Below are 23,652 nucleotides of genomic sequence, written 5' to 3'. Positions count from 1 at the left end.
ATTATCTAGTTCCAGCGACTAGAATACTCGGTATTACATCTTCTCTGGTGCAGATACTCCTACTAATGCTAATGCATTTTGAAGTGTAATGCGTACTGCACGCATTAAGTCGTAACGAGCTTTACTTAACTCTAAGTTATCTTGGTTTAGTACTTTTTCTGCATTGTAGAAGCTGTGAAGCGCTGCTGCTAAGTCAAATGCATAGCTTGTAATGCGGTGTGGCAGACGTTTTTGTGCTGCTTCTGCAACTGCTGCTGGGAATTCACCCAGTTTCTTTAGTAAGTCTACTTCTTTCTCAGAAGTAACAAGTTTATAGTTAACGTCGCCGCCTGCAGTTAATCCAAGCTCTTCACCTTGGCGAAGGATGCTGCATACACGTGCATGTGCATATTGTGCATAGTATACAGGGTTTTCATTTGATTTTGATACCGCTAAGTCCATATCAAAGTCTAAATGAGAGTCACCGCTGCGCATTGCAAAGAAGTAACGCATTGCGTCCACGCCTACTTCTTCCATAAGCTCACGAAGTGTAACAGCTTTACCTGTACGTTTACTCATTTTTACTTTTTCACCGTTTTGGTATAGTTGTACCATTTGGATGATTTCTACTTCTAATGTATCTTTATCGTATCCAAGCGCTTGAATTGCTGCTTTCATACGTGGAATGTAACCGTGGTGGTCAGCACCCCAAATGTTAATTAATTTTTCAAAGCCACGCTCTAATTTATCACGGTGATACGCAATATCTGGCGTTAAGTATGTGTAAGAACCATCGTTTTTAATTAATACGCGGTCTTTATCATCGCCGTAAGTTGTAGAACGGAACCATGTTGCGCCCTCTTCTTCAAATACTTCTTCGCGCTCTTTTAACGCTGCCAGAGCTTCGTCAATTTTTCCGTTTTTGTATAGTGATGTTTCAGAGAACCACACATCAAATTTAACGCGGAAGCTTTCTAAGTCTTTTTGAAGTTTTGCTAATTCATATTTCAAACCGTACTCACGGTAGAATTCATAGCTTTCTTTTGCGTCAGCTTTTGCATAACGATCGCCAAACTCTTCTGCTAAACGCTTCCCGATACCGATAATATCTGCACCATGGTAACCGTCTTCTGGCATTTCTTTATCTAACCCTAGCGCTTGCATGTAACGAGCTTCCACAGAAAGCGCTAAGTTATGAATTTGGTTACCAGCATCGTTAATGTAGTATTCACGAGATACATCGTATCCTGCTTTTGCTAATACGTTACATAACGTATCACCAACTGCTGCGCCGCGCGCATGTCCTAAGTGAAGGTCACCTGTTGGGTTTGCAGATACGAACTCAACTTGTACTTTCTCACCTTTACCAGTGTTTGTTTCACCATAAGCTTCGCCAGCTGTAATAATTGTTGGGATTAAATCTGTTAAGTAGCTGTTATCCATGTAGAAGTTAATGAAGCCAGGTCCAGCAATTTCGATTTTTTCAATAGAAGCTTTTGCTTTATCGAAGTTTGCAATTAATTCCTCTGCAATCATGCGCGGTGCTTTTTTCGCTACGCGTGCAAGTTGCATCGCCATGTTTGTAGAGAAATCACCATGTGTTTTATCTTTTGGTGTTTCTAATACAACGTTTGGAATTTGTTCTTCTGTTGCTAATTCTGCTTTTACTACAGCAGCTTTAATTTCCTCTTTAATGAGTTCTTTTACTTGTTCTAAAGAGTTCATTATTTTGCCTCCTTAAGATTAATGGTAATTGTATATCGGCCTGCTTCTTGTTCACTTAGAAGCAATGCATACGTTAAAAAGAGTTGTCCCTTTTTCTTTTCTTCCGACCATTTAAAAAGGACGTTATCTGTTTTCGTTTGCAATGCAAACGTTCCAAGTTCACTCGTATACGTTCCTGTTGTCCATTCACCTTTTTTATGAGTTTGACGCATAGAAACAGCACCTGAACGCATAATGAGAACTTGATCATCTTGGATTTTAATAATTGTCTTCACTTCGCCTTGTTCGTTCGGCTCTTGAAACGTTACATATGTACTTTGACCTTTTACATAGTATAGACCATTTGCGTCAAAAGCAATAGTTTCCTTTCGCGCCCCTTCACGAATTTCCGTTACAAAGTGAACCTGTACTGGTAAGCCTGCAAGTTGCTTCTCCACGTCTTGCACACCTTTCGAAATGTTATAGATATTAAATATAGTTTATAATAAATCACTTTTCCTATCATATCAAAAAACAGCGGTGTCTGTCTGCTGAAATATTAGGAAACCTATTGAAAGATGTAATTCAAAAAGAAATTTATAAAAATGTTGGTATCATCCTTGTAAAACAGAAAACCCAAGTTCAGTATGAACTTGGGTTTTCATTATCCCGCTATTCGCGGGCAGTAACATCTCCACCTCAAGAATCAGAGAAAAGCAAAGAAGATAGGTGGGGGATAAAGCCCCCACTGATGGAAGTTTCACTTTATTCTTTCAGTTTTTCTAGCACTTTTGCTGGTACTTCATTCTCTCGCAGTTCTGCCCATCCTTTTCCTTGGCTGCCTTTTGCGTAGATTTTCAAATAGACTCCTTGACGAAGTTCACGATTTATCATTTTTTTCACAACTTGCTCATTTCCGTCCCTATCATACGCAGTAAATGTATACAAATACTTATCGCCTTTTTTCTCACCTTGATTTGTTACAGTATAATATTCCTTTACTTCCTTACTTGAGAAAAAATTATCTACAAAGGCTTGCACACCCTCTGTTTTTGATTGTAAGTAAAAGGCACCTGCACCGCCTAAAATAGCAAGTACTGCTGTAACTTTTAATATCATACGCATAAATCTTTCCACCTCTAACATGTATCCTTGTATAATGCTACATTCAGTATAAAATCTGCCAAAACTACTCTCTATCGATTTCCCTTACATTTCTCTTACATCATTGTAAGGAAAGTAAAGTGAAATATTTAATAAAAATAAAAAGGCTATTTCGATATAATTCGAAATAGCCTTTTTTAGAAAGCTTACTTTTCATCTAGCTCTAGTGACTGGATTACTCGGTAGCTTTGCTTTTTATCTAGCTGCGCCTCCTAGGCCTTTGCGTCTAAGAACCTTCCCCGCCAAAAAGTAAAAAACACTTTTTGCGGGAAAGAACCTTAGCCACCAGGCCTAAACAGTCGACTTCGCTTTTATTTTTGCACCCATCCAAGTAACATTTCACGCACAAACTTACTTGCTGCGACTGGTGTTTGATCGCTGTGATCATATACAGGAGCTACTTCTACTAAGTCTGCTCCCACTACGTTTATATTTGAATTTGCAATTGCAACAATGGAATCTAATAGTTCTTTTGATGTGATACCGCCAGCTTCTAACGTTCCTGTACCAGGAGCATGAGCTGGGTCTAATACGTCGATATCAATTGTGACATAGACTGGGCGGCCTGCAAGTGTTGGCAATACTTTCTTTAATGGTTCTAACACATCAAATTTGTATAAGTTCATGCCAACTTCTTTTGCCCACTCGAATTCTTCCTTCATACCAGAACGAATACCGAAAGAATATACGTTTTCTGGACCAATTAAATCACACACTTTACGAATTGGTGTAGAGTGAGATAAAGGCTCGCCTTCATACGACTCACGTAAATCTGTATGAGCATCCATATGGATAATTGCTAAATCTGGATATTTTTTGGCCACCGCCTTAAAAATTGGCCAAGACACTAGGTGCTCACCACCAAGACCTAGTGGAAACTTACCAGCATCTAATAGTTTTGTTACATATTCTTCGATCATGTCTAAGCTGCGCTGTGCATTACCAAAAGGAAGCGGAATATCACCTGCATCAAAATATTTAACTTCCTCTAATTCACGATCTAAATATGGACTATATTCTTCTAGTCCAATCGATACTTCACGAATACGTGCTGGGCCGAAACGAGAACCAGGACGATAACTTACTGTCCAATCCATCGGCATCCCATAAATAACAGCCTCAGCATCTTCAAAACTTGGATGACTTTTAATAAATACTTTACCTGAATAAGCTTCATCAAAACGCATATTCTTTTTCCTCCTATCTGGAACTGAAGGTATCCCAACCTTTCACTTTGTCTCAAATTTGGAGCTGTTTTGCTCCTCTTTATCGATTTACCACGCTCTTCTTACAATGCTAAGAAGATTTTTTACTTATAACAGCGTAAGCGGCTAGCTTATTCTGTCTTTTTATACCGTACACCTTAAGCGAGCCGCTTTCGCTTTTCTTACTTAATTAAATCCCCAACGAATTTCGGTAATACGAATGCTGCTTTGTGAAGCTCTTTTGTGTAGTATTTCGTTTCGATTTCGTGGAAACGCTCTTCACTTACTTCTAGTGGATCATGCTTCTTAGATCCGATTGTGAATGTCCAAAGTCCGCTTGGGTACGTTGGAATGTTTGCTGTATATAGACGTGTAATTGGGAAAATTTCATTTACGTCTTTAAACACGTTTGAAATTAATTCTGGTGTAAACCAAGGGTTATCTGTTTGCGCTACGAAAATACCGTCTTCTTTTAACGCTTTAGAGATTCCAGCGTAGAATCCTTTTGTAAATAAGTTTACAGCTGGGCCTACTGGCTCTGTAGAATCAACCATGATTACGTCATACTCGTTTTCGCTTTCAGCAATGTGCATGAAGCCATCGCCTACTTTTACGTCTACGCGTGGGTTTTCTAATTCACCAGCAATTTCTGGTAAGTACTTTTTAGAGTACTCGATTACTTTTCCATCAATCTCAACAAGCGTCGCTTTTTTCACGCTTGGGTGTTTTAATACTTCACGAATAACGCCGCCATCTCCGCCGCCAACAACTAAAACGTTTTCAGGGTTTGGATGTGTAAATAATGGTACGTGCGCTACCATTTCGTGATATACGAATTCGTCCTTTTGCGTTGTCATAACCATGCCATCTAAAATAAGCATATTGCCGAATTCTTCAGTTTCAACCATATCTAGCTTTTGAAATTCTGTTTGCTCCGTATGTAAAGTGCGGTTAATACGCGCTGTAATTCCAAAATGCTTTGTTTGTTTCTCAGTGAACCATAGTTCCATTGTACAATCACGCCTTTCGTTGCAAATTATAATGTGGACACCATTAATGTCCCCTAACAAAAATAAAACAAAACATGTAAAATGTATAGTTAAAAATATAAAAAAGAACGTAAATATATTGTAAAAGAGTCGTTTTCGTTCGTATATTTAGTCAATTATGTATAAAACGGTAAGAAAACCCTTTCTTAGGAAAGGATTTTTCTCTCATTTTCTCGAATCGGTAGACAAATCATCACACATCCAACTAATGCAACAATTCCCCCTACTAAAAACGGGCTTTGCGGTGAAACCACATGACCAATAATACCAGATAAAATCGGTGCAATTGCCCCGCCCATCCAACAAACAAAGTTATATACACCAGATGTGATAGATCTTTCATAAGGTGAGATATCCATTACGTAGCTTGTAAATAAGGCATTATTAAGACCAGACGCTAGTCCTGATAAAGTGATTAATACAATTTGTAACCACATGACTCGTACGAAGAACAATAGGATTAAGAAGATTGCAAACACAAGCAAGCTATAGCGCAGTAACATTTTCGGTTCATACTTTCCTTCTAATTGGTGTGCAAGCACAGCAGAACCATACGCTAATGCCAGACCCCAGCCGCAAAAGACAAGCCCAAGCTGAATGGCAGATAAATGTAAAATAAGCGGTGAATATGCTAAGACAACAAAGAAAGCATAGTAATATAACATCCCGGAAATGGCACTCTGTATAAAAGGTTTATATTTCACAAGATTAATTAACTCAGTTAATCCTGCTGACTGACGTTTCACTTTGCGCTCTGGTTCTTTTACAAAAAGAAAACAAGAATAAATGCTAAACCAATTAAAACACTTGTCGCAAAAACGGATAACGCCAAGAATATCCACCTAATAAACCACCTAACAGCGGGCCTCCCCCCATACCTAAACCAATTGCTGCCTCATATAACCCAACGGCTTCATGCACTTCTTTACTCAGCGCAATTAATAACGTCATTGCCGTTGCAAAAAACATCGCATTTCCTAAACCCCAGCCGGCACGAAAAATAGATAACTGCGTAATTGTTTGTGATAATCCGCAAATACCGTTACAATTGCAAGACCAATTGTCATCATACGCTTATCGCCAAATCTTGCTGCAAAAAGGCCAGCTGGCAACATCATAATTGCCATCGTTAAAATATAAGCTGTAAATAACATTTCTACTTGCCAATGCGTTGCACCGATTTTCTCTGCAATGATTGGCAAAATTGGATCGACTACTGCAATGCCCGAAAAGGCAAGAAACGTAGCGACTACTGTAATAAGTCTTCCAAGTCGTTTTTTACTCTCCATATAAATCACTCCCCCTTTGTTTTCTCTAAAAACTTCGTTGCTCTTTCCAAGCTATGCTCTAATTCTTCTTTCACGCGTTTCATTTGCAGCATTTTCTTATCTAACGTCTCGATTTGATTTGTCACCATATGCGCTATTTCTTGAATTACTTCCCGGTCGCGCGGGTTATCACTACTTTTTCTTTGCTCCATACGTTCTTTAAGTGATAAGAAATACTGCATTTCTTGAAGTGTAATACCTAATACTTCTTTCGCTTCTACAATTTTTTTAATTCTCTCCACATCGTCATCTGTATATAAGCGAATGTTTCCTTCACTTCGCTCTGGTGGTTGAATTAAGCCAATTTCCTCATAATAACGAAGAGTCCGTTTTGTTAAGCCTGTTTGTTTTGTAACTTCATCGATTTTATACAATTTTATTCCTCCTTCCTAATAACATTAAACTTTACGTTAACGTTAACTTTTACGCAAGCATTACGCTTTTGTAAACTTTTTCTACCAGCATTGTGTTTTTGTTCGCTCAGTTTCATAATTGAAGCAAAGTGAGACTTCCATCAGTCGCGATTTTTTCATCTCCCACCTAGCTTCTTCGCTTCTCTCTGAATCTTGAGGTGGAGGTCTTACTGTCCGTTAATAGCGGGATAAAATGAACCATAAGGAGAATTTGTTATGAAACAACCACTTATTTTTGCGCATCGCGGTGTAAGAAGTACACACCCAGAAAATACAATGATTGCGTTTCAAGAGGCAGAGCGTGTCGGTGCACATGGTATCGAGCTTGATGTACATCTATCAAAAGATGGCGAAATTGTTGTCATTCACGATGAAACTGTGGACCGAACTACAAATGGAATAGGTCTTGTATATGAACAAACTGTCCAGCAATTGCAAGCACTCGATGCCGGCAGTTATAAAGATCCTTCTTTTCATGAAGCAAAAATCCCAACGCTCCGCGAAGTGCTTATTTGGCTTTCTACAACAACAATGCAATTAAATATTGAATTAAAAACGGATGTTATTCGTTATCCTCGTATAGAAGAAAAAGTCGTCGACCTTGTTCGCGAATTTCATCTATCTAACCAAATTGTATTTTCTTCGTTTAATCATGAATCCGTTGCCTTGCTTGCAGATTTAGCACCAGAGATCCCCCGCGCGATTTTATATGATGAACCGCTCACGGATCCAATTGCTGAAGCAAAGAAAAGACAGGCAAATGGTCTTCACCCAAACTTTGAATTACTCACAAAAGAGTTTGTGCAAACGGCTCAGCAGCAAGGATACATATTCCGTCCTTATACAATTAATGAATACAAAGACTTACAAAAGATGATAGATTACGGCGTCGATGTAATCATTACCGACTGGCCAACACGTGCTTTTGAGCTTCTTTCTTAATAAGAAGCTCTTTTTTAGTTTAAAAACAGCCAAAACCCTCAATACTAGTAAAGTGAAACTTCCATCAGTGGGGGTTTTTTTCATCCCCCACTGATGGTTAGTTGAACCAATCGGGCTTTTACGGGCAGTTAGCCCCCCACCTAGCTTCTTCGCTTCTCTCAAACTTGAGGTGGGGGTCTTACTGCCCGTTAATGCGGGATAAAAGTATGCTATGAGGGGTGACAAAAAAATGGAACTTACAACAAATGAAAAACAAGCAAAATATATACGCTTTTTCCTCACTGCACTGTTATCATGTGTTATTTTCTTTGTTTCTATTATTTTCATTATCTTACTTGTTGCGAAAATTGCAGGACCACCACCTGTTGCGGTTCCACAAACCACTATCTTTTATGCAAATGACGACTCTGTTATGGGGCAAAGTCACGGAGCGCAGGAACGCTATAATGTGTCACTCGATCATATTTCACCTTACGTGAGAGAAGCAACTCTCTCTATTGAAGATCAGCGCTTTTATAAACATCATGGTTTTGATATAAAGCGCATCGGCGGAGCAGTCATTGCTGACATCAAAGCGAGGGCAAAAGTACAAGGCGCAAGTACAATTACGCAGCAATACGCCCGAAATTTATATTTGGACCACGATAAAACATGGAAACGAAAGCTGTTAGAAGCGATGTATACCGTTCGACTAGAAGTTAATTACAATAAAAATAATATTTTACAAGGTTATTTAAATACAATTTACTACGGGCATGGTGCTTATGGCATTGAAGCAGCAGCTCGTCTCTACTTTAATAAAAATGCTAAAGATTTAAATTTAGCAGAAGCAAGTATGCTAGCAGGCATTCCAAAAGGCCCAAGTTTATATTCTCCCTACTTACATGCAAACCGGGCCAAAGAAAGACAAGCTCTTATTTTAGATGAAATGGTAGAACAGAGGTATATCACAAAGAAAGAAGCAGCAGCGGCAAAAAAAGAACAACTCGACTTGGCACCTCTTGAAAAAGAAGAAGTAGCAGAAATGGCACCTTATTTTCAAGATGCTGTACGAGCTTCTCTCATCAATGATGCTGGTCTCGATGAACAAACAGTAGCACGCGGCGGTCTGCGTGTATACACAACGCTAGATCCAAAGCTACAAACAATTGCGGAAAGTACAGTAAACGAAACCATTCCAAGTACAACGGAGATAGAAACGGCCATTGTATCCATGAATCCAAAAACAGGAGAAGTAATGTCCCTTGTCGGCGGACGTGATTATAAGAAAAGTCAATTCAACCGAGCGACGCAAGCGTATCGGCAGCCAGGTTCAACATTTAAACCCTTTTTATATTACGCCGCTCTTGAGCAAGGCTTTACACCAGCAACCCGCTTAAAAAGTGAGCATACTGTATTCACATTAGGTGATGGTGTTTCAAAATATAACCCAACGAATTATAAAGGCTATTATGCAGATGACTTTATAACGATGATGCAAGCACTTGCTGTTTCTGATAATGTGTACGCTGTGAAAACACATCTTTTCTTAGGTGAAGAATCACTTGTAAAAACAGCAAAACAATTTGGGATTACAAGCGCATTAAAAGATGTTCCATCACTTGCGCTCGGAACATCTCCTGTAAAACCACTTGAAATGGCGAATGCTTACAGTATGCTTGCTAACGGCGGCAAACAAGTCAAACCAACATTTATTCGGCGCGTTGTCGATCATGATGGAAACATCTTGTATGACGCTCATTTAGAAAACAAACAAATTCTTGATGAGAATAATGCCTTTGTAATGGAAGAGATGATGACGGGCATGTTTAATAAAAAATTAAGCAGCTACGCCTCTGTCACTGGACAAAATCTTATTCCAAAGTTATCCCGCACATACGCTGGAAAATCAGGTTCAACCGAGACAGATAGTTGGATGATTGGCTTTACACCGCAGCTTGTGACAGGCGTTTGGGTCGGCTACGATAAACAAAAGACAATCTCTAACCCCGCTGAGCAATCTTATGCGAAAAATATGTGGGCAACCATTATGGAACAAGGATTAGAGGAAAGCCCGAAAAAGGATTTTAAAAAGCCGACCAATGTTGTCGCATTAAACATTAACCCTGAAAATGGAAAGATTGCAACGAAAGGTTGTCCTACTTCTGTCAAAATGTATTTTGTAAAAGGTACTGAGCCAACAGAATATTGTATGGATCATATTGATGAGAAAGATGAATTTGAGGCTGTACTAAAAGAGAAAGAAAAAGGAAAAGAAAGCTGGTGGAAAAAGTATTTTCCTTGGTAATGAAATCGCGCAAAGATTGCATTACAAAAAGGGCGCAGTGAGTCTCCTGCACCCTTTTCTTTCTTAAACAACGCAAAATAAGTACGATCTCCTATTCAGCATTATCATTTACGATAGCTAACACTTGATGGTCTTCCCATCTTCCATTTATCTTTACATTTTTCTTTGCAATGCCTTCTTTATGAAACCCTGATTTCTCTAAGACTTTTATTGATCCTATATTATGCGGCATAACTCCTGCTTCTAATCGATGGAGTTTCAGCTCATTAAACGCATACGATACAACAAGGCGAACAGCCTCTGTCATATATCCTTTTCCATTATGATTTTTATCTAGATAATATCCAATATAGCAACTTTGTAAGGGGCCACGCAGCACCTCTGTCAGTGTAATATTCCCAATTAGTTCTTCTGTTCCGATTATGTAAATACCAAATGAGTATAACTCATCAAGATCTTTCTTTTCCTTGTTCTTCCTAATTCGATCCAGTTGACCTTCTAACGTATAAAAATCACTCTCTCGTAACGGTGTATACGTTTGAAAAAAATCGCGATTTTTCAATTCCAAATCTAGCAATTTCTCTGCATCATTGTCTTCAAGAATCTTTACTAAAATACGACTTCCCTTTAATTCCAAGATGCGTCCTCCCCCTTATACCCTTTATAAAAATTTTCATATCAAATATGTTTTCTAACAAAACCTTTTATTTCCTGCATATAAGGTGACACTGCCCGCAAATAGCAGGATAAAGTGAAACTTCCATCAGTGGGGGTTCTTTTCATCCCCCACTGATGGTTAGTCAAACCAATCGGGCTTTTACGGGCAGGTATCCCCCACCTATTTCAGAGCAAACAAAAAATCCCTTTCAACACGAAAGGGATTTCCTATTATTCTCCTAACAATTCACTACGTAATTTCTCACTAGAAAGATTCCATAGCTCCTCATTATGCTCTTTTAAGAATGTACCAAGCACTTTTTTAGAAGGCTCATCCATATGATCAACCATAATGTGGCGCTTTAATGATTTATCCATTTTATTTACATGCTCAGGTAATGATTTATAGCCGCGGCGAATTTCACGGTCTATTGTCATTTCGCATGCCGTTACGCCAGCATAATATGCACCATTTGCAGTGCGCTCAATTGTTACCCAAACGAGCCAATATGGTTTTGCATTTGGTACTTCTTCTTTATTGGTTAAAAATTTAATTCCTTTTTCAGCAGCACTGCGTGCATGCATCGCACCGATATCAACAACTGCCGTTCCTTCTGTTACATCAATAATAACAGGAGAAATATTTTCTAGACTTAATGCTCCTACTCCAAAACCACCATGTCCATCTGTAGAGTCATTTTTAATAATATTAAAGCCGATTTGTTTCTTTTTCTCTGCCATAGGAAATCCTCCTCTTCTAATACAATCCAAATAATGGTCCAATTATACTATGCAGCATACCTAAAACATACGGAATAACGACTTGGAAAATTGGCTGAATCGTATATCGATCTAACGGTGTAATCACAAGAATTAATAAAATGATTGAGCCGTATTTTTCATATTGCGTCATTTTCGCACGTACATTTGTCGGTGCTAAATCTTCCACAACACGGTAACCATCTAATGGCGGAATTGGTAACAAATTAAAAATAAATAAAACTATATTAATCCCGATAAAAATTTGAAAGAACTGAAATAGTGTTTCCCCTACTGCTATTGGGAGTGCATCAATAACCCCAAACTTCAACAAACTATACCAAGCAATAAGCCCAAGGGCTCCTAATAGTAAGTTACTAAGTGGTCCAGCAATTGATACAAGAATACCAGCAAGACGCGGTCTTTTAAAATTATAAGGATTGACCGGTACTGGACGTGCCCAACCAAATCCGATTAATAATACAGCAATAATCCCGATTATATCTAAATGCGCCATTGGAGATAATGTTAAGCGGCCTTGTCTCTTTGCTGTATCATCTCCAAATTTATACGCAACATAAGCATGTGCAAATTCATGTACTGACAAAGCTATTACAACAGCCATTGCCAATAACGGTAATTGGTACAGCGGATATGCAAAAAAGTGTTCCATACTTCCTCTCCCTCTTCATTATGTTAAAAAAGAAAAAAATTTCTTTTTCTGATTGTTCTTTTCAAGAATCCGTTATAATAGTACTGTAATCTACATAAAAGGAGCGATACATATGCCATACGTAACAGTAAAAATGCTAGAAGGACGCACAGAAGAACAAAAGAAAGCCCTTGCTGAGAAAGTAACTGCAGCAGTAAGTGAAACAACTGGTGCTCCTGAAGAAAACATCGTTGTTTTCATCGAAGAAATGTCTAAAAATCATTATGCAGTTGGCGGCAAACGCTTAAGTGACCAAAAATAATATTTGATACAGGAGAAGCAGCTCTGTTGCTTCTCCTACTCTTTTCCTTCTAATAGACGGATAATCTTTTCTTTTACTTTTCCTTTTCGTCCGTCTTCATACAGTAAATCATGTGGATAGAACAGTTTTTGATCCGTTCTCTTTTTACCTGTAATTGCCTCAACAATATCCGACTCACGAGATAATTCACGTAACTCTCCATTTGGCATAAGGAGTAAAATTGGCAGACGTTCTTCCTCTTCACCTGCACGGTAAAAGTCATACGGCAAGTCTGATGTGGAATCTACTACTAAATAATACTCTGGATCAAGTCCAATCTTCTTAAATAAACTATTTAACTCTACCCAATTGTTTAGCCCGTGCTTTTCTGTGAAATCTACACATTTGAACAAGTTACGATTCATAAAACGGCGGCATAAATCACTTAAAATGGCATCCTCTTCTTCTTGCCATACTTGGAAGTAATAATACATCACATTCTCGTCTAACTTTAAATAATCCTCTACCGTTACTTCTCCTTCGAATAAAGAGTAGAAATGAACCGGATGGTATTTAAATGTATAGTACTGTTCATGCAATGCTTTCGCCCGGTGCAAAATTTTCGTTAAAATCACTTCAGCACTGCGCGTTACCGGATGAAAATACACTTGCCAGTACATTTGATAACGACTCATAATATAATGCTCGACAGCATGCATCCCGCTATATTTAATCACGACTTGATTGTTAAACGGACGCATTACTCGTAATATCCGTTCCATATCAAAGTTCCCATATTTCACACCTGTGAAATACGCATCTCGTAATAAATAGTCCATGCGATCTGCGTCAATTTGGCTAGAAATCATACTGATCGCTAATTTATTAGTAGAAGTTTTCGCAATGACATCCGCTACCTTTTGCGGAAATTCATGATCAACACGGCTTAATACATCATGAATTTCTGTATCACCGACAATAATTGCTTGTGTAAATTTTTCATGGTTTAACTCAAAGACTTTTTCAAATGAATGAGAAAAGGGACCATGTCCTACATCATGCAGAAGTGCTGCACATAAGCACAACAAACGATCTTCAGCGTTCCAATCCGGTCTTCCATCAAACACATCGTCAATCATACGGCGGATAATTTCATAGACACCTAATGAATGAGTAAAGCGACTATGCTCCGCACCGTGAAATGTAAAAAATGTCGTTCCTAGCTGCTTAATGCGGCGCAGACGTTGAAACTCTTTCGTCCCGATTAAATCCCAAATCACGCGGTCGCGTACATGCACATATTTATGCACTGGGTCTTTAAACACTTTCGTTTCATTTAATTTGTCACTTACATATGCCATTAAAATTCACCGCCCTCCATTATATATTCTTATCTCTATTATAAACGAAAGGCGAAACAGAAAGAAATGAAAGACGGTACATTACTTGCATAAAAAGCAAATCACCTTCAAAAAACGAAGGTGATTTTCTCTATCATCATTATTTTTCTAAAATAAAATTAGATAATTCATCTAATAACATCTCTTTACCAAGTGGGAAGTATCCTTTATTGAGATCTTCGTTTTTAATCATATACACGTGATTGTTTTTCACAGCGTTCATGTTTTTCCAAATCGTTTCTTCTTGGAATTCTTTTAGACGCTGTGCACCGTCACCTGTCGTAAATACAAATAAATAGTCTGGATTATAATCAATTAATGCTTCTTTTTGCAATTGTACTAACGGCTTGTCCGTTGGTGTACCATTAACTGCTGGTAATTTTAAATCTTTAAATAGGATACTACCGTAACCGTAATCACCGTATACACGGAATGCATTCGGATACGCAGCCATTACCATGAATTTCGCATCGCCAGTTTTTGCAACGATTTTATCATGTAGTTGACCTGCTTTTTCATCATATTTCTTCAGCCATGCAGCTGTTTCTTTTTCTTTACCAAAGATTTTACCTACTTCTTCAAACTTTGGACGCCACTGATCTAATGGAGTACTTAACATGACTGTTGGTGCAATTTTGGATAATTGATCATAAATTTTTTCTTGACGATTGTTCACCAAAATTACATCTGGTTTTGCAGCAGCTACTGCTTCGATGTTAATTTTATCGCCCCAAGCAGAACCAACTGCTTTCACATCTTTTAATTGATTTGCAATATGTGCATCAATTTTCTCTTGAGTCGTATTTGCTGTAATAACGGGCTTCATACCGAATATTAATAATTCTTCTGTTGACCCGCTTAAATCTGCAATTCTCTTTGGATTTGCAGGAATTTTAATTTCCCCTTTTGCATGTTTCACAACACGCTCTTCACTTTTTGCATCTGCTTTCTTTTCTTCTTTCTTATCAGAAGAACATGCAGCAAATAATACAGAAGTAACAGCTAACAAGAAAACTAGTAGAGTAACTTTGATTTTCTTCATGATTTCCTCTCCTTACCTTATTGTAATTTCCACTCTAAATAGACAGTGCTACGAAACTCTTCCTTACAAAATGACTATCTACAAGAGCCTCTTTATAAAATCAACCCATTTTTATAAAATTATGGAAATTTAACTTTCTCCCGTTCTAACGGGCAGTAAATCTCCGACTCTATCGTCAGCCATTTATTGCCCGCTAGAACCAACTTAGGCCTGCTTACGCACTTGTTTTATTAATTGCCATTAAATCGTAAGTAAGACAAATTGGTTTGCCATTGACTGGACACCGAACCATTTGTGCTTCAATTTCAAACACTTCGCGAAGCGTTTCAGATGTCATGACCTCATTAGGCGTTCCTTGTTTCATCAATCTCCCATCTTTTAACGCGATCATATAATCAGAAAAACGGGAAGCGTGATTTAAATCATGAATAACCATTACAATCGTCCGTCCTTCTTCTTCATTTAACTTTTTTAATAGGTTCAGTACTTCAAGTTGATGTGCCATATCAAGATATGTTGTCGGCTCATCTAGCACAAGCAACTCTGTTCCTTGTGCTAGCGCCATCGCAATCCAAACACGTTGACGTTGCCCTCCTGAGAGTGCCTCGGCTGGCCGATTTGCAAACTCTCTCATGCCAGTCACATCAAGCGCCCAGCGAATGTAACGATAGTCTTCTTCTGATAATGTACCGAACCCTTTTTGATGCGGGAAACGTCCATATGAAACAAGCTCAAATACAGTCAAACCTGTTGGCACTTCTGCCGTCTGCGGCAAGATTGCCATCTTTTTCGCAATTTCTTTCGTCGGCTGTTTCTCAATTGCTTTCCCGTCCAAATAAACAGTGCCTCGTCTTGCTTTTAAAACACGGGAAGCTGTTTTAAGAAGCGTAGATTTCCCGCACCCATTCGGACCAATAATTGTCGTAACTTTTCCTTCAGGTATTTCAACAGATAACCCATCAATAATGCAATTTTCGTTATATCCAACAGATATCGACTCAACCAATAAAGATGGCATATAGATCGTCCCCCTTATCTTGTTTTTACAAGTAAATAAATAAAATACGGTGCGCCTATCACTGAAATGACAAGACCAACTGGTATTTCTGATGTTGTAAGTAAACTGCGTGAAAGAAGATCAGAAAACAATAACAATAATGTTCCAATTAAAGCAGCAGTTGGTAACATTATTTGATGCTTTCCGCCTACTAAGCGGCGCGCAAGATGGGGAGCCATTAATCCAATAAAACTAATTCCCCCTGCTACTGCAACAGAGGCACCGGCTAAACAAACAGCAATAAATAGTAACTTGCGGCGTTCCTTCTCAACGTTCAAACCGAGGCCAATTGCAGCCGCATCTCCTAAATTCATTACATTTAATACATGTGCCTTCATAAAGGCGATCGGTAAGAAAATAAGCATCCACGGCAAAACACTTAATACAAACTTCCAATCTGTCCCCCATAAACTTCCCGATAACCAAATCGTAGCAAAGCGAAAATCATTCGATGTCATTTTCATCGAGAATACTAGACTCACAGCGCCAAACCCAGCTGCTACGGCAATCCCGACAAGAATTAAACGAATCGGAGAAACCCCGTCCTTCCAAGCGAGCGCATAAATAATAACCGCCGCTAATATTGCACCAACTAAAGCAAAAAACGGCAAAATAAATACAGATAAAATGGAATGCATCGTTACTTTTCCAAAGAAGAAATAAACAAAGACTACAACTGATAATCCTGCTCCGGCATTAATCCCCATAATTCCTGGGTCAGCAAGTGGGTTTCGTGATAACCCTTGCATAATTGCACCAGATACTGCTAATGCTGATCCTACTAAAAGAGCAACAATCATTCTCGGCATACGAAAATCAAATAAAATTGTTGTTTGATCTTCTGCTCCAAGCCCAACGAGTGTTTTCAATACTTCAACTGGTGACATTTTGAATGTACCTGTATGTAAACTAATAAAAAATACTGTACAAATTAAAATGCTAATACTAGATAAAATTGAAATATTTCTTTTCGTTAAAATTCCTTGATTCACATTTTCCCTCTCCCTTCTTTACGTGCTAAGTAAAGAAAGAATGGTACGCCAACCATCGCTGTTACAGCACCAATTGGCGTTTCAAATGGCGGATTTATAACGCGGGAGATCATGTCGGCACACTCAATAAGCAAACCGCCTAAGACAGCAGAGCATGGAATCACCCAACGATAATCTGAACCTACAAGAAAGCGCGTTAAGTGCGGGATAACAAGACCAACAAACCCAACGGATCCAGCCATCGAAACTGCACAACCTGTTAACACAAGTACAAGGATGGTTCCGATAAACTTAATGAGCTTCGTATTTTGCCCCAGCCCAATAGCAATGTCTTCACCAAAACTTAAAATGGTAATATACCTTGCTAGCATAATAGCAACCATAAGACAAACGAGACCGACTGGAAGTAACATGTGTAAACTTGTCCATTTTACACCAGCAACACCGCCTGCATGCCACATACTAACTTCTTGCGCTAAGTTAAAATATAATGCAATTCCAGATGAGATTGCGCCTAATAAAGCACTAATCGCCGCACCTGACAACGCTAACTTAATTGGCGTTAATCCCCCTGGAGATGCTGCACCAATTCCATACACGATACTCGCACCAAATGCAGCACCAATAAAGGAAGCAATTACGAACATGAAATATGGCGAGTTTGGAAAGAATGCAAACATAATCGCAATTCCAAATACAGCACCATCTGTAATCCCCATAAGTGACGGAGACGCAAGAGGATTTCGTGTCATTCCTTGCATAATTGCACCTGATACCGCTAAAAACGCTCCAACAACTGCTCCTCCAATCGCTCTTGGAAGCCGCAACTCTTGAATAACATTATGGTATGTAATCGATTCATCAAACTGAAACACAGCTTGCCATACTGTTTTCAAACTAATATCGGCAGCACCAAACGATATAGAAGTTGCCATACTTAAAGCTAATAAAGCAGTCCCAACAATTAAAATCATTAAGGCAATAAGGGGACGGCTTTTTATCTCTTTTACGTCTACCAATTCTTCTTCGTAAAACTTTTTCATACTCGCTTCCATCTACAACATCCTAACTTTCAATATACATAAACAGTAATGAAATTCATTCTCATTATAAGGTAAAAAAGAAAATCAAGAACAAGTCTTGATTTCGATAATGATTATCAATATCATTCTACAAATTTACACTAAAATTTGTCAACCACTAATTTCGTTATACAAAACTTTTTTACGCTCTACAAAACTTTAATGTACAAAAAAAAGATACGACATCGTATCTTTTTACTTGTTTAATTTTGCTTCAATTTTTTTAATTAACTCATCTTCATTTGGTGCTGCAACTGGACGGTTATTTACAAATGCAAATGATTTCTTACGACCAGGACCGCAATACGATTGACATCCAATTTGAACATCTGCACATTCATCTATTTTTTTTAAACGCGGTACTAACGTCTTAATATTCGTTGCCTGACAATCATCACACACACGAAATTCGTTTCCCATTTTATATAACACTTCCTCTATTATGAAACTTTTCTCAAGTACATATAACAATAAACACTAAATGGTATTTTACCTTTCTTTTCGATGTGATGCAAGTTTTCTTCCTGCCACCAAATCAATCATATACTCCCGCTTTTTCACACAGCATATATAACCTATAAGCACACTTCCGCTCAAAATCTACCATAATTTTAAAAGCTTTGTATAAAAGCGATTTATTTTGTCCATTCTAAAAATAAGATATTGATAAAAAGAAAGGGAGATGAATCTATGAAAGTAAGACAAGATGCTTGGACTGAAGAAGATGATTTACTTCTTGCTGAAACTGTTTTGCGCCACGTTCGCGAAGGAAGTACACAATTAAATGCCTTTGAAGAAGTTGGTGATAAATTAAATCGTACCTCAGCAGCTTGTGGATTCCGTTGGAATGCTGTCGTGCGCTATAGTTATGATCAAGCATTACAACTTGCGAAAAAACATCGTAAGGATAAAATGCGTGCAAATGGCGGCGAACAGGCAAAAAAACGCCTTCTATATACACCGCCGGTTTCACCTACTGTAACAACTGATGAAAACATGACTATTGAAATTGAGCAACCTATTCAACCTATGCAACCTATTCAAACTGCACAAGTAACGCCAACAGCTTCTTCCATCGCTATGCACGACGTTATCCATTTTCTACAGTCGCTTGGAACTTCTAATGTAAAAGTATCCGCGCTTGAAAGAGAGAATGAGAGATTGAAGCAAGAAATTGCCGAGTATATGCGAAGAAATGCTGAATTAGAAAAGAAAGTGGAAAAACTAGAACAGCAATCAACTACAGTTCAAGAAGATTACGAGACGCTGATGAAAATTATGAACCGTGCGCGTAAACTTGCATTAATGGACGATGAAGAGCGTACACAAACCTCGTTTCGCATGGATCGAAACGGAAATTTAGAGAAGATTGCAGAATGAAAAGGATGCCATCATAGCATCCTTTTTATTCTGGTTTTTATCCCGCATTAACGAGAAGTAGGGCCCTCTACCTCAAGATTTAAAGAGAAACGAGGAAGATAGGTGAGAGATAACTGCTGGCATATGCAGGATTGGTTCACCGTTTGAAGTTCTTCCATCTTAGATTCTCTACTAAAATCGCGATAACTCTCTTTTTTCAGATTTTCTTTTAACTCTAGTTTCTTCACACCATTTTCAATCCCTTCAGGTTCTTTTTGACAACATTCCTCTCTAGTCTCTCTTTTTTGCTATAATAAATATTGTCATTTTATAGATAAGGGGTTATTTACATGAGCGATTCTCGTTCGATTTTATCTCAACCAGAGTGGCGCATTGTTGACCAATCAAGCTTAGGTCCACAATTCCACGCACTGCAGTCTTTCGCAATGGATGATACGTTATGTACAACAGTTGGAAACGGTACATCCGCTGCAACAATGCGCTCTTGGGTTCATCACAATACAATTGTTCTTGGCATTCAAGATACACGATTACCTTATTTAAAACAGGGAATTGAATTTTTAAAGAGTAAAGACTTCCATGTTATTGTTCGCAATTCAGGCGGGCTTGCTGTTGTATTAGATGAGGGTGTTCTGAACGTCTCTCTTCTATTCCAAGAAACAGAAAAAGGCATTGATATCGATCTTGGCTATGATACAATGTGGCATTTAATTAAAGAAATGCTAAAAGATTACGATGTTAATATTGAAGCAAAAGAAATCGTTGGCTCTTACTGCCCTGGCAGCTATGATTTAAGCATTGACGATAAAAAGTTTGCTGGTATTTCACAGCGCCGTATTCGTGGAGGCGTTGCTGTACAAATTTATTTATGTGCCACAAATAGCGGTTCAGAACGAGCTGCACTTGTTCGTGATTTTTATAACTTAGCCATTCAAGGAGAGGAAACAAGGTTTACCTATCCTGAAATTATTCCAAGTACAATGGCTTCCCTATCAGAACTACTTGGTAAAGACATTACCGTACAAGATTTGATGATGCGCCTTTTAAAAACATTACAACACTTTACACCACAGTTAACACCGTCGCAGCTTACAATAGACGAGATACCACTATACGAGCATCACTTACAACGTATTATTGATCGAAACAATAAATCACTTGGATTAGAAAACTAAAAAGCCCCGCAAATGCGGGGCTTTTTTCATGATTATAGCGCTTGAGCTGCTGTAATTAAAGCAAGCTTGTACACTTCTTCTTCGTTACAACCACGAGATAAATCATTTACTGGCATGTTTAAGCCTTGTAAGATTGGTCCTACTGCTTCGAAGTTACCTAAGCGCTGTGCAATTTTGTAACCAATATTTCCAGCTTCTAAGCTTGGGAATACGAATACATTCGCGTCACCTTTAATAACAGAACCTGGTGCTTTCTTTTCAGCTACAGATGGTACGAATGCAGCGTCAAATTGGAACTCACCGTCTAATGTTAATTCAGGAGCCATTTCTTTCGCGATGCGAGTTGCTTCTACAACTTTTTCTGTTTCTGGAGATTTCGCAGATCCTTTTGTAGAGAAGCTTAACATTGCAACGCGTGGATCAATGCCGAATAATTCAGCTGTTTTTGCACTTTCAATACCAATTTCAGCTAAATCTTGGCTGTTTGGTGCAATGTTGATTGCGCAGTCAGCGAATACGTATTTCTCTTCTTCACGTACCATGATAAATACGCCAGAAGTTTTTGTAACGCCTGGTTTTGTTTTAATAATTTGAAGTGCTGGACGAACTGTATCAGCCGTAGAATGAGCTGCACCGCTTACTAAACCGTGTGCTTTGCCCATGTATACAAGCATTGTACCGAAATAGTTTTCGTCTTTTAGGATTTCACGAGCAGCTTCTTCTGTCGCTTTACCTTTACGGCGTTCAACAAAAGATGCTACCATTGCATCCATTTCTTCGTATGTAGCTGGATCATAAATATCAACGCCTGCTAATGTTAAATTCATGCTAGCAGCTTTCGCGCTAATTTCTTCTTTATTACCAACTAAGATTGGTTTTACTAATTCTTCTTTTGCTAAACGCTCTGCAGCGCCTAAAATTCTTTCATCAGTTCCTTCAGGAAGTACGATAGAAATGCCTTTACCTTGAACTTTTTCTTTTACTGTTGTAAATAAATCGCTCACCAATAACCCTCCTACAAATTCAAATCCATATTTAAGAATACCGCTTTTTATCTATATTTTAAACTTATTGCTTCTAAAAAATAGGTAAAATGAAAATGATTATATTTTCTTAAAATTCCGCCATGAAATGTGACAATTTTGTGCTCCCAAGATTCCGATACATGCTTTTTCATCTATATATGATATAGTTAACGTGTAAAACTTGATTATTTGAGGTGAACCTAATGAGTGAAGCAGCAAAAACGTTAGATGGTTGGTATTGTTTACACGATTTCCGTTCTATGGACTGGGCGGCTTGGAAAACATTATCTAGTGACGAGCGTCAGCAAGCAATGTTCGAATTTTTAAACATCGTTGAAAAATGGAACAAAACAGAAACTGCAAAACAAGGTAGCCATGCACTGTATACAATCGTTGGGCAAAAGGCTGATATCATGTTCATGATTTTACGTCCAACAATGGAAGAATTAAATGAAATTGAAGCAGAATTCAATAAAACAACATTAGCAGAGTATATGCTTCCTACATACTCTTACGTATCTGTTGTGGAGTTAAGTAACTATCTTCCTGCTGAAGAAGATCCGTACCAAAATCCACAAATTCTTGCGCGTCTATACCCAACATTACCAAAAGCAAATCACGTTTGCTTCTATCCGATGGACAAGCGCCGCCAAGGTGATGATAACTGGTACATGTTACCGATGGAAGAGCGCAAAAAATTAATGTATAGCCACGGCAAAATTGGTCGTCAATATGCAGGAAAAGTACGTCAAATCATTACTGGTTCTGTAGGTTTTGATGATTATGAATGGGGCGTAACATTATTCGCTGATGATGTTCTTCAATTTAAGAAACTTATATACGAAATGCGCTTTGACGAAGTAAGTGCACGTTACGGTGAATTTGGAACATTCTTCGTTGGAAACATTTTACCAAGCGAGAAGGTCGCAAAATTTTTACATGTGTAAGCTAAAAAGGAACGATTTTCGTTCCTTTTTTTATACCCTACTAACACTCTCGGCTGAATAACCTCCTAACAAAACTAAAGATTATCCCTCATCACAAAACATGGCTTAGTTGTCATATCTGCCCTCTTTTTTTCATACGTATGAATTAGTGATTGTTCTACACTTTCTTTCCTCTAGCAGAGTAATAAGAGAGGTGACACAGATGGGTGTTATTGCCTATACAGAAGAACACTTAAAACTACTCGCAAGGTTAATGCGAGCAGAAGCAGAAGGAGAAGGGCCTAAAGGAATGCTTATGGTTGGAAATGTCGGCGTCAATCGCGTAAGAGGGAATTGCTTAGACTTTAAAAAGATTCGAAACCTTCGTCAAATGGTATTTCAAAGTCCTGGTGGATTTGAGGCTACACAAAAAGGTTACTTCTATCAGCGTGCCCGTGAAAGTGATCTCGCCTTAGCAAGACGTACAGTTCAAGGTGAACGCTTCTGGCCTGCTAATTTTTCTTTATGGTTTTTCCGGCCGGTAGGTGATTGTCCACCAACTTGGTTTAATCAAGAAAATTCTGGTCGTTTTAAAAACCATTGCTTTTTTCAACCAACTGGTGAAGACTGTCCAAGTGTATATTAGTGAACTGAAAAGAGGAGGGATTTTGTATGGCACAGCAACAAAACCCATACTATGGGGGAGGATTTTATCAACCATCTGGCGGGTATATGCAACCGCAACCTGGGCAACCAGGACAACAAATGACAACACCGCCAACACCACAAGCTGCTCAGGCGCAACTTGCCGCTTCTCAAGGCATGCTTCCACTTGAGCAATCGTATATTGAAAATATCCTTCGTTTAAACAAAGGAAAACCAGCGACTTTTTTCATGACATATGAGCGCGGCAGCACACTTGGTACACAATCCTATACAGGCATCATTGAGGCTGCAGGACGCGATCATATCATTGTAAGTGAACCTAAGTCCGGAAAACGTTATTTACTGCTTATGATCTATCTTGATTATGTAGAATTTCCTGGAGAAATCATCTACTTCCCGGCACAACAACCAGCAACTTATCCTCCAAGATAATAAGAAAAAGCTGGCAAATGCCAGCTTTTGTTTTA

General features: G+C 38.5%; 24 protein-coding genes and 2 pseudogenes. 8 read left to right on the top strand and 18 right to left on the bottom strand.

The window, feature by feature from the left end; all coding sequences use genetic code 11:
• Nucleotides 1–33: 33 nt before the first annotated feature.
• The 8 genes and pseudogenes from argS to WAX78_RS09985 form a co-directional block, all read right to left on the bottom strand.
• Nucleotides 34–1,704 (bottom strand): arginine--tRNA ligase, encoded by a 1,671-nt coding sequence (gene argS / locus WAX78_RS10020; RefSeq protein ID WP_336482138.1) that lies wholly within the window; start codon nt 1,702–1,704, stop codon nt 34–36.
• Nucleotides 1,704–2,141, bottom strand: coding sequence for a YwiB family protein (locus tag WAX78_RS10015; RefSeq protein WP_336482137.1), 438 nt, complete (start codon nt 2,139–2,141; stop codon nt 1,704–1,706). The genes argS and WAX78_RS10015 overlap by 1 nt, the downstream gene beginning before the upstream one ends.
• Before the next feature lie 307 nt (nt 2,142–2,448).
• On the bottom strand, nt 2,449–2,808 hold the full coding sequence (locus tag WAX78_RS10010) for a YxeA family protein (RefSeq protein WP_336482136.1): 360 nt from the start codon (nt 2,806–2,808) through the stop codon (nt 2,449–2,451).
• 350 nt (nt 2,809–3,158) lie between these two features.
• Nucleotides 3,159–4,034, bottom strand: coding sequence for an agmatinase (gene speB / locus WAX78_RS10005; protein ID WP_336482135.1), 876 nt, complete (start codon nt 4,032–4,034; stop codon nt 3,159–3,161).
• 200 nt (nt 4,035–4,234) lie between these two features.
• The gene (gene speE / locus WAX78_RS10000; protein ID WP_336482134.1) at nt 4,235–5,062 is read right to left on the bottom strand and encodes a polyamine aminopropyltransferase; all 828 of its coding nucleotides are present in this window, start codon (nt 5,060–5,062) and stop codon (nt 4,235–4,237) included.
• A gap of 185 nt (nt 5,063–5,247) precedes the next feature.
• Nucleotides 5,248–5,943, bottom strand: coding sequence for an MFS transporter (locus WAX78_RS09995; RefSeq protein WP_336482133.1), 696 nt, complete (start codon nt 5,941–5,943; stop codon nt 5,248–5,250).
• Nucleotides 5,900–6,390, bottom strand: a pseudogene (locus tag WAX78_RS09990) (MFS transporter). Before WAX78_RS09990 ends, WAX78_RS09995 begins: the two are co-directional and overlap by 44 nt.
• A 5-nt stretch (nt 6,391–6,395) precedes the next feature.
• Complete coding sequence (locus tag WAX78_RS09985; protein WP_336482132.1) at nt 6,396–6,803, bottom strand: MerR family transcriptional regulator; 408 nt, start codon at nt 6,801–6,803, stop codon at nt 6,396–6,398.
• A gap of 255 nt (nt 6,804–7,058) precedes the next feature.
• Between WAX78_RS09985 and WAX78_RS09980 the strand changes: the two genes are divergently transcribed.
• Nucleotides 7,059–7,784 carry a glycerophosphodiester phosphodiesterase gene (locus WAX78_RS09980; RefSeq protein WP_336482131.1) on the top strand — a complete coding sequence of 242 codons (726 nt, stop codon included), beginning with the start codon at nt 7,059–7,061 and terminating at the stop codon, nt 7,782–7,784.
• Between the two features lie 229 nt (nt 7,785–8,013).
• Nucleotides 8,014–10,071 (top strand): transglycosylase domain-containing protein, encoded by a 2,058-nt coding sequence (locus WAX78_RS09975; protein ID WP_336482130.1) that lies wholly within the window; start codon nt 8,014–8,016, stop codon nt 10,069–10,071.
• A gap of 91 nt (nt 10,072–10,162) precedes the next feature.
• On the opposite strand, the gene WAX78_RS09970 is transcribed toward WAX78_RS09975, so the two are convergent.
• From WAX78_RS09970 to WAX78_RS09960, 3 genes are all read right to left on the bottom strand, one after another.
• Nucleotides 10,163–10,708 (bottom strand): GNAT family N-acetyltransferase, encoded by a 546-nt coding sequence (locus WAX78_RS09970; RefSeq protein WP_336482129.1) that lies wholly within the window; start codon nt 10,706–10,708, stop codon nt 10,163–10,165.
• A gap of 251 nt (nt 10,709–10,959) precedes the next feature.
• Nucleotides 10,960–11,469 (bottom strand): YwhD family protein, encoded by a 510-nt coding sequence (locus WAX78_RS09965; protein WP_336482128.1) that lies wholly within the window; start codon nt 11,467–11,469, stop codon nt 10,960–10,962.
• Between the two features lie 16 nt (nt 11,470–11,485).
• Nucleotides 11,486–12,160, bottom strand: a complete 675-nt coding sequence (locus WAX78_RS09960) for a site-2 protease family protein (RefSeq protein ID WP_336482127.1) — start codon at nt 12,158–12,160, stop codon at nt 11,486–11,488.
• A 112-nt stretch (nt 12,161–12,272) separates the two neighbouring features.
• Between WAX78_RS09960 and WAX78_RS09955 the strand changes: the two genes are divergently transcribed.
• The gene (locus tag WAX78_RS09955) at nt 12,273–12,461 is read left to right on the top strand and encodes a 2-hydroxymuconate tautomerase (RefSeq protein ID WP_336482126.1); all 189 of its coding nucleotides are present in this window, start codon (nt 12,273–12,275) and stop codon (nt 12,459–12,461) included.
• Between the two features lie 35 nt (nt 12,462–12,496).
• On the opposite strand, the gene WAX78_RS09950 is transcribed toward WAX78_RS09955, so the two are convergent.
• From WAX78_RS09950 to WAX78_RS09925, 6 genes and pseudogenes are all read right to left on the bottom strand, one after another.
• Nucleotides 12,497–13,801, bottom strand: coding sequence for an HD domain-containing protein (locus WAX78_RS09950; protein WP_336482125.1), 1,305 nt, complete (start codon nt 13,799–13,801; stop codon nt 12,497–12,499).
• A gap of 139 nt (nt 13,802–13,940) precedes the next feature.
• Nucleotides 13,941–14,882: an ABC transporter substrate-binding protein gene (locus WAX78_RS09945; RefSeq protein ID WP_336482124.1), complete on the bottom strand. Its 942-nt coding sequence runs from the start codon at nt 14,880–14,882 to the stop codon at nt 13,941–13,943.
• Between the two features lie 204 nt (nt 14,883–15,086).
• Nucleotides 15,087–15,900 (bottom strand): annotated as a pseudogene (locus WAX78_RS09940) (ABC transporter ATP-binding protein).
• 14 nt (nt 15,901–15,914) lie between these two features.
• Entirely contained in the window at nt 15,915–16,931 is a 1,017-nt protein-coding gene (locus tag WAX78_RS09935) for a FecCD family ABC transporter permease (RefSeq protein ID WP_336482122.1), read from the bottom strand.
• On the bottom strand, nt 16,928–17,974 hold the full coding sequence (locus WAX78_RS09930) for a FecCD family ABC transporter permease (protein WP_413789183.1): 1,047 nt from the start codon (nt 17,972–17,974) through the stop codon (nt 16,928–16,930). Before WAX78_RS09930 ends, WAX78_RS09935 begins: the two co-directional genes overlap by 4 nt.
• Nucleotides 17,975–18,208: 234 nt before the next feature.
• Nucleotides 18,209–18,433: a YuzB family protein gene (locus WAX78_RS09925; protein ID WP_336482120.1), complete on the bottom strand. Its 225-nt coding sequence runs from the start codon at nt 18,431–18,433 to the stop codon at nt 18,209–18,211.
• A gap of 270 nt (nt 18,434–18,703) precedes the next feature.
• Between WAX78_RS09925 and WAX78_RS09920 the strand changes: the two genes are divergently transcribed.
• Nucleotides 18,704–19,393 (top strand): RsfA family transcriptional regulator, encoded by a 690-nt coding sequence (locus WAX78_RS09920; RefSeq protein WP_336482119.1) that lies wholly within the window; start codon nt 18,704–18,706, stop codon nt 19,391–19,393.
• A 329-nt stretch (nt 19,394–19,722) separates the two neighbouring features.
• Nucleotides 19,723–20,568 carry a lipoate--protein ligase family protein gene (locus WAX78_RS09915; protein ID WP_336482118.1) on the top strand — a complete coding sequence of 282 codons (846 nt, stop codon included), beginning with the start codon at nt 19,723–19,725 and terminating at the stop codon, nt 20,566–20,568.
• Nucleotides 20,569–20,600: 32 nt separating this feature from the next.
• Here the strand turns inward: WAX78_RS09915 and pta are convergent, their stop codons facing one another.
• Nucleotides 20,601–21,572 (bottom strand): phosphate acetyltransferase, encoded by a 972-nt coding sequence (pta, locus tag WAX78_RS09910; protein WP_336482117.1) that lies wholly within the window; start codon nt 21,570–21,572, stop codon nt 20,601–20,603.
• Nucleotides 21,573–21,796: 224 nt separating this feature from the next.
• Between pta and hemQ the strand changes: the two genes are divergently transcribed.
• The 3 genes from hemQ (at nt 21,797) to gerQ (ending at nt 23,617) form a co-directional block, all read left to right on the top strand.
• On the top strand, nt 21,797–22,540 hold the full coding sequence (gene hemQ, locus WAX78_RS09905) for a hydrogen peroxide-dependent heme synthase (RefSeq protein WP_336482116.1): 744 nt from the start codon (nt 21,797–21,799) through the stop codon (nt 22,538–22,540).
• A gap of 202 nt (nt 22,541–22,742) precedes the next feature.
• Complete coding sequence (locus WAX78_RS09900) at nt 22,743–23,165, top strand: cell wall hydrolase (protein WP_336482115.1); 423 nt, start codon at nt 22,743–22,745, stop codon at nt 23,163–23,165.
• Between the two features lie 26 nt (nt 23,166–23,191).
• The gene (gerQ, locus tag WAX78_RS09895; protein ID WP_336482114.1) at nt 23,192–23,617 is read left to right on the top strand and encodes a spore coat protein GerQ; all 426 of its coding nucleotides are present in this window, start codon (nt 23,192–23,194) and stop codon (nt 23,615–23,617) included.
• Nucleotides 23,618–23,652: the final 35 nt, after the last annotated feature.

Source organism: Bacillus yunxiaonensis (assembly GCF_037104695.1).
Taxonomy (GTDB): domain Bacteria; phylum Bacillota; class Bacilli; order Bacillales; family Bacillaceae_G; genus Bacillus_A; species Bacillus_A yunxiaonensis.
This window is presented reverse-complemented; position numbering and strand designations above follow the sequence as displayed.

Bases quoted from the DNA above. Each gene is read 5' to 3' on its own strand.
- WAX78_RS09920 (WP_336482119.1), top strand. From the start codon at position 18,704: ATGAAAGTAAGACAAGATGCTTGGACTGAAGAAGATGATTTACTTCTT.
- WAX78_RS09915 (WP_336482118.1), top strand. From the start codon at position 19,723: ATGAGCGATTCTCGTTCGATTTTATCTCAACCAGAGTGGCGCATTGTT.
- WAX78_RS09945 (WP_336482124.1), bottom strand. From the start codon at position 14,882: ATGAAGAAAATCAAAGTTACTCTACTAGTTTTCTTGTTAGCTGTTACT.
- hemQ (WP_336482116.1), top strand. From the start codon at position 21,797: ATGAGTGAAGCAGCAAAAACGTTAGATGGTTGGTATTGTTTACACGAT.
- WAX78_RS09900 (WP_336482115.1), top strand. From the start codon at position 22,743: ATGGGTGTTATTGCCTATACAGAAGAACACTTAAAACTACTCGCAAGG.
- WAX78_RS09975 (WP_336482130.1), top strand. From the start codon at position 8,014: ATGGAACTTACAACAAATGAAAAACAAGCAAAATATATACGCTTTTTC.
- WAX78_RS09930 (WP_413789183.1), bottom strand. From the start codon at position 17,974: ATGAAAAAGTTTTACGAAGAAGAATTGGTAGACGTAAAAGAGATAAAA.
- WAX78_RS09925 (WP_336482120.1), bottom strand. From the start codon at position 18,433: ATGGGAAACGAATTTCGTGTGTGTGATGATTGTCAGGCAACGAATATT.
- speE (WP_336482134.1), bottom strand. From the start codon at position 5,062: ATGGAACTATGGTTCACTGAGAAACAAACAAAGCATTTTGGAATTACA.
- gerQ (WP_336482114.1), top strand. From the start codon at position 23,192: ATGGCACAGCAACAAAACCCATACTATGGGGGAGGATTTTATCAACCA.
- WAX78_RS09980 (WP_336482131.1), top strand. From the start codon at position 7,059: ATGAAACAACCACTTATTTTTGCGCATCGCGGTGTAAGAAGTACACAC.
- WAX78_RS09965 (WP_336482128.1), bottom strand. From the start codon at position 11,469: ATGGCAGAGAAAAAGAAACAAATCGGCTTTAATATTATTAAAAATGAC.
- WAX78_RS09950 (WP_336482125.1), bottom strand. From the start codon at position 13,801: ATGGCATATGTAAGTGACAAATTAAATGAAACGAAAGTGTTTAAAGAC.
- argS (WP_336482138.1), bottom strand. From the start codon at position 1,704: ATGAACTCTTTAGAACAAGTAAAAGAACTCATTAAAGAGGAAATTAAA.
- WAX78_RS09955 (WP_336482126.1), top strand. From the start codon at position 12,273: ATGCCATACGTAACAGTAAAAATGCTAGAAGGACGCACAGAAGAACAA.
- speB (WP_336482135.1), bottom strand. From the start codon at position 4,034: ATGCGTTTTGATGAAGCTTATTCAGGTAAAGTATTTATTAAAAGTCAT.
- WAX78_RS09960 (WP_336482127.1), bottom strand. From the start codon at position 12,160: ATGGAACACTTTTTTGCATATCCGCTGTACCAATTACCGTTATTGGCA.
- WAX78_RS10010 (WP_336482136.1), bottom strand. From the start codon at position 2,808: ATGCGTATGATATTAAAAGTTACAGCAGTACTTGCTATTTTAGGCGGT.